The following is a 14,482-nucleotide window of genomic DNA, read 5'->3' on the forward strand; positions in this document are numbered from 1 at the left end:
TCACCGCTCAGGGCACACCCCTCCTCACGACACGCGGACAACGCGAAGCAGAAGTGGGGACCTAAACCGGCCACCAGTGGTGACCTCGAACTGGCCACCTGTGGGGACTTTTACATGGCCACGGACAAAACATCGGCGACAGCTGCTGTCGCCTGCTTTACACGACAGGCCCGGGCCGTTCCCCACCTGCTGGACGCCGCAGACCAAGCCTGTCGGAAGGTTCCTTCAGGCTCGTCGCCCCAGACCCGAGCCGGATCTTGGCGAGGGAGGTCGACGGCCGATCTCAAGCGGTGCGGTTATCAGTCGCTCCTGCGAGCGTTGCGTTCTGCGGCGGCATGCCACCACTCAGGCGGAGAGGGTCCATTGATCCGCGCGGTCGGCTGGTCGGGATGCAGGCCGAGACGTCGCAGCGAGTCAGCTCGAATATGGATGTCGAACCAGCCGTGCCAGTGACCGTCTGCGCCAATCCCGCAAGCCAGGCCGCAGCGGAGCTCGTTCTGGGAGAAGGGCATCCAGTCGATGCCACGATCGCGCAGTCAAGCGCTTACGGCGGCCATGGGATGGAGCCGGCCGGCCACGTTCTCATAGGCCGCGATGGTGACCCAGCTGGAGTCCGGAAGGTTCATGGTGTCCATGATGCCCGGCGCGGGCGGTCGGATGATCGGCTTGACGGGCTCATCGCCATGCGACATGGAGCCTTGGCCCATCTCGAAGCAGGTTCTAGACATCCGTCTGCCCGACCACCTCGGCCAGATGGGCGCGGAGGCGCGCGAGCGCCGGATCGCTCGCTGTTGAACCCTTGCTTCCGGCCAGCGATGGAACGCTGCGCGGCGCCCGCCTGCTGGTGGATTTCGTCGACTTGATTCCTCGGTCCACCTGGCCGACGTTGTCCTGATCGGCTTGGAGGGCAGCCAGCAACCGTTGCCAGGTGCCATCGGCCGCCCAGCGGCGATGGCATCGGTAAATGTCCACCCAGCAGCCGAACCGCTCGGGGAGGTTACGCCAGCGCGCCCCGGTGCGAGCTTGGTAGAGCACTGCGTTGATCACCGCCCGGTGATCCTCCCACCGACGTCCACGCTTGCTGGCCGGGGGGAGCAGCGGTGCGAGTCGCTCCCACTCGGCGTTCGTTAGATCACCTCGACGCATGCGCCCATCGTGACAAGGTAAACACTCTCTGTCAGCAGATCCAAGAAAGATCTTCATGGACGATATTTGGATCGCGATTCGAGAGTGAAGAGCAGGCTCTGATCGAACCGACGCCCGGTGCTGTTCGTAGAGGATGACCGTCACGTTTCCGGCACGGACCCTGCGAGCGTCGCGGAACCAACCGCGGCCTTGTCCTCTCGCCCGATGGCCCGCTGACAAACAGATAGGACATGTCGTCCTCGCTCATGCCGCGGCCGTCGTCGCGGGCCGCGAGCTGGTCGGAGGCTAGCTCGCCCGCGTGGCCGAGGCATGCCATCAGTCGCATGGGCCTGACCGCGGTCGCGATCGGTTATCACACCAGAACCCATGGGGATCGAAACCTCGAACACCGACCACGGGACACCGTCTGGCACGAAGACGACCCACGAATCCAACCTCGGCAACGGGCCCCTGGTCCAGGGCCTCCTTGGTTCCGCATCCACGGCATCACCAAGATCAAGGGCATGCCACCCGGACTGGAACGCCTCCATGGCCGCGCCCGTTGACCTCTGCCATTGGTCAGATTTATTTCAAGAGATCGAGGGCTACGCCGCAAGCGGGTGACCAAGGCATTCGTCTGAACCAAAATGTCGACATCCATAATGGTTTCCGGCAAGTTGCTCTTCTCGCCACCGGGTGCAACCATAACCAAGCGCCCCGTCCACCGCCTCCACAGCCGGCTACAGGGGACGTCTTGCCCAGGAGCAAGATCTACTCAGGTGCCGATAACGCAAGTGACGGAGGCTTCCGTGCGCCCTTCCCGGAATCTAGTCATGCCTGGCCCGGTGTTGGCCGCCCGGACGATCATGTGCGTTCAGCTCGTCCTGGCACTCTTGGCCACCATGCTGCTGTTGCCACTTGTCCAACAGGCGGCCGGAATCCTCCTGTTGACCTTTCTCTTGGGAATCGGCGTCACCGTGGTCATCGCTGTGGTCGTAGTCAGGATGAGGGCGCGTAGGAAGTGGGTGCGATGGACTGGAGTGGTGATCCAGGGCGTTTGGGTGATCAGTCAGGGGGTGGGACTGTTCTCCGGACCGAGCGTTGGAGGATTCGTCGGACTCGCGCTGGCGGCGGTGGCCATTGTCCTGCTTCTGATGCCCGCCTCCACCACCTGGTTCGACTCCTGATCCGGAAATGAACGTCCGGGCTCGCAGGCCGCGGGCAGAGGTTCACCCGATCAGGCGGATTCGCTACCGCCGGAGCCGCCGTCCCTAAGCAGGATGACCAAGGGCTTCGAGGGCCAGACTCAACCCGTGCGGGCGGTTTCCAGCTCGTACGGGTCGTTGATCCGCACCACGATCTTCAGCGCGGCGCCATGGCACTCCCTGACCCGCTCGGGCGCCGGTCCGCCTGGTCATGACGGCGGCCCCCGCCAGTTGCCCAGTTTGGCGGGGGCCGGTTCCCTGGTGCCGGCCGCAAGGCCGTCATCCGGGACGGCATCACCAGGGATGGGAACGACCAGCCGGGGTGGCCCTGCAGGGAAGGCGCACGGCCGGCCGCATACGGTCTGTGCGGTGTCTAGGACGCCTGTCTCTCCTGCGTGCCTCTGGGCGTGGCGAGGTCGAGCAGGTATGCGCGCCATACTTCCTGTGCGCGGGCGCGTGCCTTTTCCTGTGCCTGCTCGCGCGGTTGTTCGCAGGAGACGCCGAATACCTCGCTCGGCAGGGTGATGCCGTCCCGGCCCACAAGGTGGATGTGCAAGCCGAACTCGTGCTTGCGGTCAACGAGGGAGAAGATTTGGCGCAGCCCGACCCAGCCGATCTCCCGGAAAAGGGACCCGGGTGAGCGCGCCCATTCGACCTCGGGCAGGTTGTCAGTGCGCTGCTGCGCACCCTTTTTCGCAGTCATGAGAGTCCCCAGGGCCGTCACACGATGGTTTCGGCGGTCAGCCACTTGCCGCGATCAAGCCCGATCTCGACAGGCGGCAGCTTGTCAAAATGGCCTCTGGTTACCGCGTAGGTGAACACCTGCCAGTTGACCAGGGTCGTGATGATCGGCTTGGGCGTGGTGTACGGCTCGTCGATGGTGAACATTACGAGGTTGCCGTACATGTCCGGTTGGTACGTGTTCTCGCGCACCAGGCTGAGGAACTTCGCCCACGTGAGGGCAGATACCTCGGCGACCTGCTCGGGGTTGGCCAGTTCGCACACGTGCACGTTCTTGCTGCGGGCGAGCTGCCGGGCGGCGACCGCGTTTCCGGGGTCAAGGGTGTTGACCCACAGGCCGCTCTGGCGGACTTCCGACGTTTGGGTGTGAACCATGAGGGTGCCTCCCCTGCTGGGGTCCGGCCAGGTGTTGGGCCGCAGCTCCAGCAATCCGTTCTCTTCGGCCAATGCGAGGAAGCCCGCAAACCCCAAGCCGTCGCCGGTGCGTTCGCGAATGCCGTACACCAGCATCTCCGCGAGGTGCGACCACGTCAGCGGCGGCGGTGCCATGGAGGGCGGGCCGAGCGTCTCAAGCTCTTCGGGCGGCGGGGGGATGTCTGACCATGCGGCACTGTGGTGCCGCTGCGCGGGGGCCGTCTGTCCTGCGGGCATGCCTCGACTGTGCCGTGGGGTGACTCTCAGGATCTACGAAATTGCGCCAAATTGCGGTAGGCGGCTTCGTGCCTCTTCAATCAGCGCGCGAGCCGGGTCTCCGTAGATAGCCATGGAGTGCAGCATCTCGAACGCTTTGAGGTAGACAGCGATCTCATCTGGTCGAGTGGTGCGGATGCGTCCGGTCCAGAGGTCATCGCGGACGAGGTTGTCATCGAAGATGTAGAAGCACTCTCCGGGGTACAGGATTCTTCGCTTGGCGGGAGGGATGACGCCGAGTGCCACGTTGGGCAATCTGGTGACTCGGATGAGGAAGTCGAACTGCTCGTGCATCGCCTCAACGTCACCCATAGACGCGTTAAGCGCTCCAGCCTCCAGCACGAACGCGTAGGTGTTGGGGCCGTTGATGACCAGATGCTGGCGTGACAGCCTGGCCTCGGTTGCCTCCGCCAGGTCGTCGGTGGGGAGGTTGTACAAGCGTGCGTTGGCCTCCATGACTCCGTACACGTAGCCCCGCGTTTGGAGGATGCCCGGCACGACTCCTGACTCGTAGACCTTGAGTAGCTTGGTCCGTTCATACAGAGCATTGCCCCTGGCCTGTACGTATCGCTGCCCGGCCCGCATGGCCTGGCGGTGTTCTTCCCACATGAGCGCGATCTCGCGGCGCGTCGCGATCAACTCGGGAATGAGCCGCGCGACCCCGCAGGCGATGGCCCAGGCTCGAATGTCGTCCTCGGACGCGTTGGACTGGCCCAGCTCGATTCGGGTGATCTTCGCGGGATGACAGTGCAGCATCCCTGCCAACTGCTTCGCGTTTATCCCGGCGTCTTGGCGCATGTTGCGGAGCCTGACACCGAGTGCTTTCTTCGCGGCGTCTGCTTGTTCGGTCATGACGCGGGTCTACACGCGGTACTCGTCGTACGGGATTGCCAGCACCCAGGCTGCCTCAAACGCGTCACGGCAGAACTCCACCACGTCAGGGTCAGTGGTGAGTTGGATGTCCACCCGGTTGTTGTCGCCATCGAGCACGTTGAACATGACCGTCTGGTCGTCCAGTACGAAGCAGTCGTTACCGGGCAGCGGGATAGCTGAGACGAGCCGGCGCGGGAGGTAGCGCATCTGCTCTCCGGCGTCGACCCCAGGCCCGGCGAACTCGTATGCGAACCTGTGGTACTCCGAGAGCGGCTCAGAAACCACGCGCAGCCGTTGCCAACTACGCCCTTCCGAAAGATCGTGGGCTACCCGGTCCCGCCAGGCAAGCGCGGGACCTGTCAGCACTTCAGAGGGGCCACGCCGCCATGCGATCAGCAGGTCATGGTCGATCTGGTAGTTGTCCCGCAGTTCAAGCTTCAGGTAGTGGCGCGTGTTGCGGACCAGCTCGCCGCGCCGCTCCGGTGAGATCGACTCCATACTGCTCCTTTGCGTACATGATGACCATTCGCTCGACCAAGCGTTCTGGGATCTCCAGGAACGTCTCGGTGGGCTTCAGGCCCTTTAGCTGCGCCGCGATGTGTTCGCCTCGCCTGTCGCCCTGCACGATCCAGGAGGAGCGGTTGGTTCGGTAGAACGTCGGACAGTCTTCGGTTCCGGTAGAGGACGGGTCCTTGCAGTAGAAGCTAACGATCACGTCGCCAGTCGATTGCATGAGATTGCGCCTCCTGGTGGTCGTCCGAGCTACCAGACGACCGTCTCGTGAGGTCGCCGGGTCGTCAAGGGCTCTTGCGCGAGGAGCCGTTGGAAGATGTCAGCACAGAGTCAGCACCGGTGCCGACAACAGCCGTAATCAACCCGGAACGGAGCGAGCGCTTTGTATGACATGGGCGCCCGGCGTCGCTTGGGGTCCGGCAACGGACTCTCCTTGCGACCGATGGTTGGCTGGCGGCCGCCAGAAACCGCTCATCCGCCGGAGCCACGATGCGGCCCCATTCGTCGAGGTCGGCTCCACAGTGCCACCTTGGTCATGCCAAGACCCGCGTAGCAGGACAAGAAGCGATCAGTAGGGCACGATCAAAGCATGGACCGTCATGGGATCGCCAGATTACGGGCTGAGCGGGCGATGCAGCGTGCGATGCGACACAAGCGTGCTCTCCGTCACGCGATCACGAGAACCCAGCTTGTCGTGGGGGTCGTCGTACTCGTGCTGGTCGTGGTCGCGCTGGGAGCTGCAGACGTCCTGTAGGTGGGTGTGGGAAGCAGGGGCCACCGGCCTCACTCATCGTGTTGGTACGACTCGATGGCTACCGAGCCGTGCTAGTCATGATCCAATAACGGAGTCGAACACGCCGTCTGCGAGGCCAAGCCGGAAGGCGACGATCTCTGCGTCGGTGAAGCGCAGCTTGGGGCCGTCTGGATTTTTAGAGTCTCGGACCTCGATCATCCCGCCATGTCGTCTGAGCTCGACACAGTTGCCGTTACCGCCGCTATAGGGACTCTTCATCCACATCGTGTCTGGCTTGTCCATCCCGCGCCCCTTCCGTAACAGTGTCACGCGAGACCTCCCGATACTTCTATCAGCATAGATGCTGAATCGTTCGGGCTGAGCGCGCTGGCCTTCAGATAGTCGAACACAGACTCGTACCGGCGTACCTCTGAGGGTTCCTCCAGGTAGACGGCGCTGGTCATGTTCTCCAGGTACACGATGTCCATGTCGCTCGGGGCGGGGAAGCCCACGATGCTGAATGATCCGGTTAGGGCCGCGTGCTCTCCTGCTCGAAACGGCAGGACTTGGATCATGACGTTGGGTCTCCGGTTCGCGTTGGCGAGGTGTCTGAGCTGATCGGCCCTGATGGCTGGGGTTCCGACGTGTTGATGGATCACAGCTTCACTGATGATTGCAGATAGGTTGAACGCGCTCTCGTCAAGTCGTTCTTGGCGCTTGAGTCTGACGGCGACGAGCCTGTCGATCTCTTCTGGTGAGTCGCTGGGGCGGAACGCGGTTGTGATTGCTCGTGTGTAAGCCTCTGTTTGCAGCAGGCCAGGAACGAGGCTCTGTTCGTAGTTCCGGACGGTGCTTGCTTCAGCCTCAAGGCCGATCAAGGTGGCGTACTCGCTGGGCAGGACGTTCCCGTACTGCTGCCACCATCCCTTCTGCTGGGCCTCCCGGGCGAGAGAAAGCAGCGTTTCCCGTTCCGTCTCTGTGACGTCGTACAGGTCGAGAAGGATTCGAAGATCGCGCGGTCTGATGCCTCGTCGCCCCGTTTCGATGCGGCTGAGCGACGCGGCAGTCATATCCATCCGCTCTGCTACCAGTTGCATGGACATGTCGCGTTCAGTCCGCAACCGTCGCAGCTCTGCCGCTAGTCGGCGTCTGCGCACTGTCGGGCTTGTCTCTGCTGGCACTCCAACTCCTTGGAAACTACCAAAGGAAGCTTCCTTTGGAATCTACCATCGGCAGTCTTTCTGAGGTAACTTCCAAAGTGTAGGCCCTGGCTGGACTTCGCTGCTGGCGAATGAACAGCGAGCCCTGCGTATCGATGGCCCGCCCTCTGCGCATGAGAGGTCCGATATGGCGTCGTATGACCACGAAGAGCAAGAGCTCTTGCCCGAAGTGCAACCGGCGTCGCTCGGCAGCGGGGTTGGCCAGTGTTCTCCAAGCGGAAGAGCACCGGCAATGGGGCGGACTGTGGCTGCGTGCGGCTCGGTTTCCGGAAAGCCCATCGATCTGAAGGCGGTGTCGTTGTGAGCGGGCGGTTCCTCGCCGAGCTGGTGTTTCCGGGGGTGCCGCGTTCGGCATCGACGGCTCGTTCTTGTGTCGGCCGTGTGCTGACGGAGGCCGGGCACCGGAGCGTCGACGCCGTGCTGCTCGTGGTCAGCGAGTTGGTCGCCAATGCCGTCGTCCACACGGTCTCGGGGCTGGTGGGCGGGCTGATCACGGTGGATGTCCGGGAGATCGGCGACGGCATGGCCCGGATCGATGTGATCGACCAGGGTGCGCTGACCGTTCCCCGGGTGCACGAGTCCAGCGATACGGATTGCGCAGGACGCGGCCTGCAGATCGTCGAGCAGACGGCAGTGCGGTGGGGTGTACGCGACGACGCGCTTGGCGGCCGGGCCGTTTGGGCGGAAGTGCTCACCACGGAAGACGCCTCGTTCGCCGTCATGGATGCCTCGCTCTATGAAGTGGAGGCCTGATGCCACCGCTGACGTGTCGCGGCCTCCGGAATCTCCCCGGCGAGAACCCTCCGCTGCAACCGGCGGAGCTGCGCGTCCGGCTCCACGCCCAGCTCGGCCTGGAGCACCCGCCGCGCCCGCTGGTAGGTCTCCAACGCCTCCGCGCGCCGGCCGCACCGGGCCAGGGCCGTCATCAGCAGCGCCCAGCGCCGCTCCCGCAGCGGGCTCTCCTCGGCCAGCCGGCGCAGCTCGTCCACCACGTCGTCGTGCCGGTTCAGGTCGAGCAGCGCGCCCGCGTGGTCCTCCACCGCACCGAGGCGCAACTGCTCCAGATGCGTCGCGCGCGCCGCCAGCGCCGGTACCTCCGGCAGGTCCGCCAGCGCCGGGCCGGGCCCGTGCCACAACCTCATGGCCTGGGCCAGCCGGGCCGCGCCCGCCTCGATCCGCCCGCGCCGCAGCTCCCCGCGGCCGGACACGAGCGAGCGCTCGAACACGTCGGCGTCGATGTCGCCCTCGCCGGCGGCCAGTTCGTAGCCGCGCCCCCGGGTGAGCAGCACCTCGCCGCCCAGCAGCCGCCGCAGCCGCAGCACGTACGCCGCCACCGTGTTGGCCGCCGTCCGTGGCGGACGATCGCCCCATACGGCGTCGGTCAGCTGATCCCTGCTCACCGTTCGCCCGGCGTGGACCAGCAGCACCGCCAGCACCACCCGCTGCTGTGCGGCGGCCACCCGCGTCCATCCGGCGCCCACGCGCACGCGCAGTGGACCCAGCATGCGAAATCGCATCTTCGTTGCCTTCCCCCTGATGCTGCCGATCGGGGCAGCACATCTGAGGGTGGCCAACAGGCACTGCGCTCGCATAGATCAACCGCAGTGCCCCCACAAGCGCGGCGCCGCGCCGCGATTCATCTATGCGGCCCCATACGCAGGCGAAAGCGTGCCGGGAAGGCAGCACCTTCCCGGCACGCTCAGGCCGCCTGAGGCGATCCGGTCACGCGGACCGCACCCACGTCTGGAGGAGCGATCCGTTGTCGGTCCAGATCTGGGCCTTGTTGTTGTCGTCCCAGCGCGGCTCCATCGAGATGGGCTTCTCCCGCTTGTTCTGGGCTCGTATGCTCATGATCTTCTGGCTGGAGTTGTCGCCGCGGAAGTACCACAGCTGGGAATCCCCGTCGTAGCACGACCACTGGTGGACCCGCGTGCCGCTGCTCGTGCTCCGTTCCGACAGGTCGACGCACTTGTCCGTCACCTTGCTGCGGATGCGGTAGGCGTTCACGTAGCCGTACAGCGTGCATTGCCCGAAGTTGTACCAGGCGTCGTCCACGCACACGAGCTTCTGACCCATGCCCTCCAGCCGCCACTTCTGGCCGTTGGAGCCGTCGCAGGGGTAGTGCCCGATCCAGGCGCCGTCGTGGGCGGCGGATCCGACGAGGGTCAAGCAGTTGCTGTTCGCCGCGTTCCTGAACTGGAAGTAGTCGACCGCGTTCGCGGGCGCCGAGGGCCACACGGCCAGGCCGCCGATGAGGACCGCCAGCACTGCGATGATGCGTTTCATCCGGGTTTCCTCCCTTGATCGGGTGATCGTTGCGGGGTTCACCTGGACAGTAGGGAGGCGTGTTGACCCGGTGATGACTCGGCGATGACCTGCGGGGGCTTCCGCCCGGCTACGAGAGATGCGGGCCGGCCGGCTTCCGGCGCGGTGACTTCGTGACGGTCCTGGGGTCGGCCTGGCGCGAGTGGTGTCCGGCGCCGGGCGTGCACCGGGGGCAATGGCGGCCGGAAAACGGCGCCCGCCCGTCCTGGACATCATCGGTGCTCAATTCCAGGTATTCAGATAAATCGAAACCCGGGCTACTTCAAATTTCTTTTCAACTTGGAGGTTGCCGAGGTCCCGACACGCGCGTAAACGGCGATTCTGAATTCGGCGGAAACATCGTGCTACGCTCCTGCGGCGCCAGGGATTCTCGATTTGACGGCGATTCCGCTAATCTCCTGGCTTTTACCCGACGATTCTTCAACCACGACGGGGGTCATGGTGAGGGTGATTTGTCGATTCTGGGCGCGGTCGGCATTCCGGCAGCTGGGCACCTCGTTGTGCCTGGTGGTCGCGCTGGTCATCGGGCTGGTGGGTGTGGCGGCGGGCACGGCGAGCGCCGACTGGGGCGGGGCCCGCGCTTCTGATACCGAGGTGCTGACCTGGGGGCGCAACCAGTTCGGTCAGCTGGGGAACGACTCCACGGACCACAGCAACGTGCCGGTGACGGCGCTGCTTCCCGAAGGCACGACGATCAGGCAGATCAGCGGAGGCTACGGGTTCACCGTGGCGCTGACCTCGGACGGGCAGGTGTGGGCCTGGGGCGAAAATCCCAACGGTCAACTCGGGGACGGCACCACGAACGGCAGCCTCGTACCGGTGCGGGTGGACCTTCCGGCAGGCACCACCGTCACCGCCATCGCCACCGGCGACGACCACACCCTGGCACTGACCTCCACCGGGACCGTGCTCGCCTGGGGATACAACGACTTCGGCCAGGTCGGAGACGGGACCACCGTCGACAGAAACACCCCGGTCCAGGTGGACCTGCCGGCCGGTACCACGATCACGACGATCGGCGCCGGCGCCGGCCACAGCCTGGCGGTGACCTCGACCGGGCGCGTGCTGGCCTGGGGATACAACAACACGGGCCAGCTGGGGATCGGCAACACCACCGACAGCAACGTGCCGGTGGAGGTGCCCCTTCCCGCCGATGTCACGATCACCGCAGTGGACGGCGGCTCGGCCCACAGCCTGGCGCTGACGTCCACCGGGCAGATGTGGTCGTGGGGATGGAACACCTACGGCCAGCTGGGCAACGGCTCCACCACCCAGAGCAACGTCCCGGTTCAGGTGGCCCTGCCGACCGGGACCACGGTCACCGCCATCTCGGCAGGCCATGGCTGGTTCAGCCTGGCGCTGCAATCCAACGGGGAGCTGCTCGCCTGGGGCGACAACTCCTACGGCCAGCTGGGCAACGGCACCACCACCCGGAGCAACGTTCCGATCCAGGTGGGCCTGCCCGACGGCACCACCGTCACCCAGATCGCCGCCGGCGATGACCACACCGTGGCGCTGACGTCCGGGGGGCGCGTGCTGACCTGGGGATACAACCGCTACGGCCAGCTCGGCGACGGCACCAACGCCAACAGCAGCCTGCCCGTCGAGGTAGACCTGCCCGCCGACGTCACGGTCCAGGCCATAGGGTCCGGCTCCTACCACGCGATGGCCATCGTTCCCTCAACCGAGCCCGAGTGCGACTTGGAGGACGAGTCCGAGTCCGAGGACGAAGCCGGGGACGAAGCCGAGGAGGAAGCCGAGGAGGAAGCCGAGGAGGAAGCCGGGGACGAGTCGTGCGATGTCGGCAGCCTGGAGCTCATCAAGAACATCCGGGGCAAGGCGGCCGAGCACCAAGGCAGGATCGTGATCGGGGTGGTCTGCCACGGCACGGAGACCTCACTGAACCGGCGCTACGTCCGGAGCCTGCGCGCGGGCACGTCCGCCGACACCCACCGTCGGACGATCAACGGCATCCCGGCCGGCAGCGTGTGCACGATCACCGAGCCCACCACTGGCGCCACCAAGAACGTCGCCGCGGCGAAGCCCGTGATCTCTCTCCACAGCGTCACCATCGTGGCCGACGAAACCCAGCAGGTGACCCTCACCAACACCTTCCGGTGGCGCAAGGGCGTGCACGAGCACGAGCACGAGCACGACAGGGAGACGAAGTGGGCCGACCGCCAGGACCAGCACCAGACATCCGATGTCGGCGTACACGTTGACCTCGGCTAGTCAGCTGGAATTAGGCGCAAAGATCGCTGACATGAAGAAGGTGCACCTGATCTGCGAGGATGCGAGTGTCTAGATCACGTCGCCGCAGAGAACGGATGCACCTTCCGGGTGAACAGGACGGCATGGGACCGGGGTGAACGACCAAGGCGAGGGCCTCGTGTGTACTCGAGGCCCTCGCTTTCCCCTGGTAGGGCTTACTTGTACAGTTCGCCGTTCGGGCCGACGATCTTGCCGGACCCCGCGTTCGTGGCCGCGTTGTAGACCGCGGCCGTCTCGCCGTCGAAGTACGGGGAGGTGATGTAGTCCACGCGGTCGTTGCCGTCCTGGTCGGCGAACGTGCTGGTGGTGCCGTTCACGTAGCCCAGGCGCTTGGAGTTGTTGTAGTTCAGGAGCCAGGGGCCGCCGTCGTAACCCGGGGTCACGGCGCACTTGAGGCCGATGTGCTCCTCGATCTTGAGCCAGGAGGCGCCGACGGCCTTGGCGGTGGTCTTGCCGTAGCAGTGCTTCGGCGTGACGCCGCTGTACGGCTTGTTGCCGTCGGGGTGCGGGGCCGCCGGGTAGCCGAAGGAGCGGACGTTCTTGCCCGTGGGCTGGTTCCAGGCGAAGCCCTGGCCGCCGACGTTGTCGCCGAGGCGGCCCGCGTCCTTCGACAGCAGGATGTAGTAGTGGCCGCCCCACGAGCGCTTCGGGCCGGTGAAGCGGTGGTAGTCCCGGCGGTCGACCTGCTTGACGCCGTTGAAGTTGATGCCGTTGTAGACGGTGACGAACGCGTAGTCGCGGTCGTAGTCCTCGTACGTGTCGAAGTCGTAGTGGGTGAAGGCCTGCTTGCCCACGTAGATGCCCCACGGCGTCTTGCCCTGGTAGTAGCCGGGCACGAAGACCCAGTTGTCCAGGAGGGCCTGGTCGCTGTCCGTGTCGTACACGCAGTGGCCGGCGGTGGAGACCAGGTTGCGGTTGTTCGACTGGATGGAGGTGGCCGAGCACCAGCGGAACTTGCCGCCGCCGTCGACGAAGAAGACCTTGCCGACGGTCTTGGGGAGGTTCACGTTCTGGGCCTTGCCGGTGGACTTCGACTCGCCGGTTGGGGCCGTGGTGCCGGGCCGGCCGTCGGGGCTGTAGCCGCCCTTGGAGACGACCTTCCTGACTTCCTTGGCGTCCCACGTGTACTGCGTCGCGGAGCGCAGGGCGGCGGCGTTCGAGGCGAGCCAGAACGAGGCGACGGAGACGGCGTCGGACGTGTTGCGGGCCATCGGGTCGTGGGAGACGTCCCCGTCGGCCTGCGCGGTGCCGGACAGACCGGCGGCGAGCAGGCCCGTCGCCAGTACGGCGCCGCCGGCGGGAAGGAGGATTCGCTTCAAGGTAACTCCTGGTTGCGCTGACATGAGGCGCCTCATGCACCCCCAAAACTCAGCAAACGGACAGCCCGGAACCTACAGCGTTGACCAAGTTCGTGCGAATTTCTGGTAGATCCTGTCAACGTTCCAACGGGTCGCCGTGACCGTACCGAAACCAAGGTTTACCTGATCACCCGTAGTGATCAACTGGTTGCTATGACTTACGTCACATTCTGCAGTGTGGTCAGGGTCGCGGCGCGTCGGTAGACCTCGCCCGTGGTGGTGTCGAAGTACGGCGACGACACCGCGTCGTACCACCCCTGGGCGTCCCTGTTCCAGGTCAGGCTGTTGACGCCGTTCAGGCTGCCGAGCATGCGGGTCTGGTCGTAGCCGACCAGCCAGGGGCCGCCGCTCGCGCCGGGGCTGAAGTCGCACGGCTGGAGCTGCACGCCCTTCTGCAGGTCGGCGCTGACCGCCGAGGTCCAGCGCGTCGCGCCCTCCGGGCACACCCGCAGCTTCTTGCCGTCGAACGGGTGCGAGTGGTCGGGCTGCTCGCCCGCCGGGTAGCCGAACGCGGCCACCGTGTACGTGGTCGGCTTCTTGTTCAGCTCCAGCCCCTGCCCGCCCACGTTGTCCTGGAGCCTGCCGACGTCCTCCATGACGTACGTGCCGTTCTTGGGCGTCCACTTGATGCCGCGGTGCACGGTCACGAACGCGTAGTCGTAGTCGTAATCGCCCTTGCCCGACCAGTCCTCGTGCATGCTGATCGACGCGCCCACGTAGATCCCGTCAGGCGTCTCGCCGGTGGGGTCCGGATTGGGGACGAAGATCCAGTAGTCGGCGGGCTTGGCCTGCCGCGAGTCGTACACGCAGTGTCCTGCCGTGGCGACCACGCTGCGGTTCTTGGCCGCGACCGAGCTGGCGGAGCACCAGTACTCCTTGTCCCCGAACCGGAAGAAGACCTTGCCCATGGTCCTGCCGACCTGGCCCTGGCTGGGCAGTGCGGGCGCCACGGGCTGTGCGGCCGTCGAGCGCTTGACCGAGGCGACGGACGAGCCGGCGCTCGAGGCGGACGATGACGCCGCGGAGGCCTTCGTGGCGGGCGTGGCCGGGCTGTACCTGTCGGCCTGCTTGAGCCGGTCGGGCTTCCAGTAGTCGGCGACCCTCTTCACGTCGGCCGAGGTCTTGGCCAGCGGGACGGCGTACACCTTGCTGGTGGGAGCCGCGGTGGCGGTCGCGATCCCCGTGAGGGCAGGCAGCAACAGCAGCGCGCTGCTGAGCGCAGCCGCTACCAGGTGCCTGGCCGGGGGGATCATGAAATGCCTTTCTTTGACCTCGTAAGGGTGGATTTTTCCAGATGAACAGCCTGTATTGCAGCCAGGATAGAGATTCGTTACCTGATCAAGGGTGCATCGCGCACGATAAGGACACCGTCAGCCACTCACTCAACTCGCGCCTAAATGATCATTAATCCATATCATCGTCGCAGGT

General features: G+C 65.3%; 14 protein-coding genes. 3 read left to right on the plus strand and 11 right to left on the minus strand.

Features of this window, described 5'->3' with window-relative positions; genetic code table 11:
- Positions 1 to 720 precede the first annotated feature (720 nt).
- Positions 721 to 1,203 (minus strand): transposase, encoded by a 483-nt coding sequence (locus ACFLIM_RS14810; RefSeq protein ID WP_393165522.1) that lies wholly within the window; start codon positions 1,201 to 1,203, stop codon positions 721 to 723.
- Between the two features lie 824 nt (positions 1,204 to 2,027).
- Here ACFLIM_RS14810 and ACFLIM_RS14815 point away from each other — a divergent pair.
- Positions 2,028 to 2,312 (plus strand): hypothetical protein, encoded by a 285-nt coding sequence (locus ACFLIM_RS14815; RefSeq protein ID WP_393165524.1) that lies wholly within the window; start codon positions 2,028 to 2,030, stop codon positions 2,310 to 2,312.
- A gap of 391 nt (positions 2,313 to 2,703) precedes the next feature.
- Here ACFLIM_RS14815 and ACFLIM_RS14820 read toward each other — a convergent pair whose 3' ends face one another.
- The 6 genes from ACFLIM_RS14820 to ACFLIM_RS14845 all read right to left on the minus strand — a co-directional run bounded on the left by ACFLIM_RS14820 (position 2,704) and on the right by ACFLIM_RS14845 (position 7,061).
- A complete protein-coding gene (locus ACFLIM_RS14820; protein ID WP_393165526.1) occupies positions 2,704 to 3,033 on the minus strand; it encodes a hypothetical protein in 330 nt (109 codons plus the stop codon).
- Positions 3,034 to 3,050: 17 nt separating this feature from the next.
- Positions 3,051 to 3,722: a hypothetical protein gene (locus tag ACFLIM_RS14825; RefSeq protein ID WP_393165528.1), complete on the minus strand. Its 672-nt coding sequence runs from the start codon at positions 3,720 to 3,722 to the stop codon at positions 3,051 to 3,053.
- Between the two features lie 33 nt (positions 3,723 to 3,755).
- The gene (locus ACFLIM_RS14830) at positions 3,756 to 4,613 is read right to left on the minus strand and encodes a helix-turn-helix domain-containing protein (protein WP_393165530.1); all 858 of its coding nucleotides are present in this window, start codon (positions 4,611 to 4,613) and stop codon (positions 3,756 to 3,758) included.
- A gap of 9 nt (positions 4,614 to 4,622) precedes the next feature.
- On the minus strand, positions 4,623 to 5,132 hold the full coding sequence (locus tag ACFLIM_RS14835; RefSeq protein WP_393165531.1) for a DUF6879 family protein: 510 nt from the start codon (positions 5,130 to 5,132) through the stop codon (positions 4,623 to 4,625).
- A gap of 844 nt (positions 5,133 to 5,976) precedes the next feature.
- Entirely contained in the window at positions 5,977 to 6,183 is a 207-nt protein-coding gene (locus ACFLIM_RS14840) for a DUF397 domain-containing protein (protein WP_393165532.1), read from the minus strand.
- Positions 6,184 to 6,206: 23 nt separating this feature from the next.
- On the minus strand, positions 6,207 to 7,061 hold the full coding sequence (locus ACFLIM_RS14845) for a helix-turn-helix domain-containing protein (RefSeq protein WP_393165533.1): 855 nt from the start codon (positions 7,059 to 7,061) through the stop codon (positions 6,207 to 6,209).
- A gap of 339 nt (positions 7,062 to 7,400) precedes the next feature.
- On the opposite strand from ACFLIM_RS14845, the gene ACFLIM_RS14850 reads away from it, so the two are divergent.
- On the plus strand, positions 7,401 to 7,853 hold the full coding sequence (locus tag ACFLIM_RS14850; RefSeq protein ID WP_393165535.1) for an ATP-binding protein: 453 nt from the start codon (positions 7,401 to 7,403) through the stop codon (positions 7,851 to 7,853).
- Here the strand turns inward: ACFLIM_RS14850 and ACFLIM_RS14855 are convergent.
- Together ACFLIM_RS14855 and ACFLIM_RS14860 are read right to left on the minus strand one after the other, a co-directional pair.
- Complete coding sequence (locus ACFLIM_RS14855) at positions 7,835 to 8,605, minus strand: AfsR/SARP family transcriptional regulator (protein ID WP_393165537.1); 771 nt, start codon at positions 8,603 to 8,605, stop codon at positions 7,835 to 7,837. The two genes, ACFLIM_RS14850 and ACFLIM_RS14855, sit on opposite strands and share 19 nt — an antisense overlap.
- A gap of 217 nt (positions 8,606 to 8,822) precedes the next feature.
- Positions 8,823 to 9,386, minus strand: a complete 564-nt coding sequence (locus ACFLIM_RS14860) for an RICIN domain-containing protein (protein WP_393165539.1) — start codon at positions 9,384 to 9,386, stop codon at positions 8,823 to 8,825.
- Positions 9,387 to 9,863: 477 nt separating this feature from the next.
- Here ACFLIM_RS14860 and ACFLIM_RS14865 point away from each other — a divergent pair, with 477 nt between their 5' ends.
- Entirely contained in the window at positions 9,864 to 11,657 is a 1,794-nt protein-coding gene (locus tag ACFLIM_RS14865) for an RCC1 domain-containing protein (protein WP_393165541.1), read from the plus strand.
- Positions 11,658 to 11,851: 194 nt separating this feature from the next.
- Here the strand turns inward: ACFLIM_RS14865 and ACFLIM_RS14870 are convergent, their stop codons facing one another.
- Positions 11,852 to 13,015 (minus strand): trypsin-like serine peptidase, encoded by a 1,164-nt coding sequence (locus ACFLIM_RS14870; protein WP_393165543.1) that lies wholly within the window; start codon positions 13,013 to 13,015, stop codon positions 11,852 to 11,854.
- Positions 13,016 to 13,212: 197 nt separating this feature from the next.
- Positions 13,213 to 14,307 carry a trypsin-like serine peptidase gene (locus ACFLIM_RS14875; RefSeq protein WP_393165545.1) on the minus strand — a complete coding sequence of 365 codons (1,095 nt, stop codon included), beginning with the start codon at positions 14,305 to 14,307 and terminating at the stop codon, positions 13,213 to 13,215.
- Positions 14,308 to 14,482 lie beyond the last annotated feature (175 nt).

Origin of the sequence: Nonomuraea marmarensis (genome assembly GCF_043197025.1) — a bacterium.
GTDB classification, from domain to species: Bacteria; Actinomycetota; Actinomycetes; order Streptosporangiales; family Streptosporangiaceae; genus Nonomuraea; species Nonomuraea marmarensis.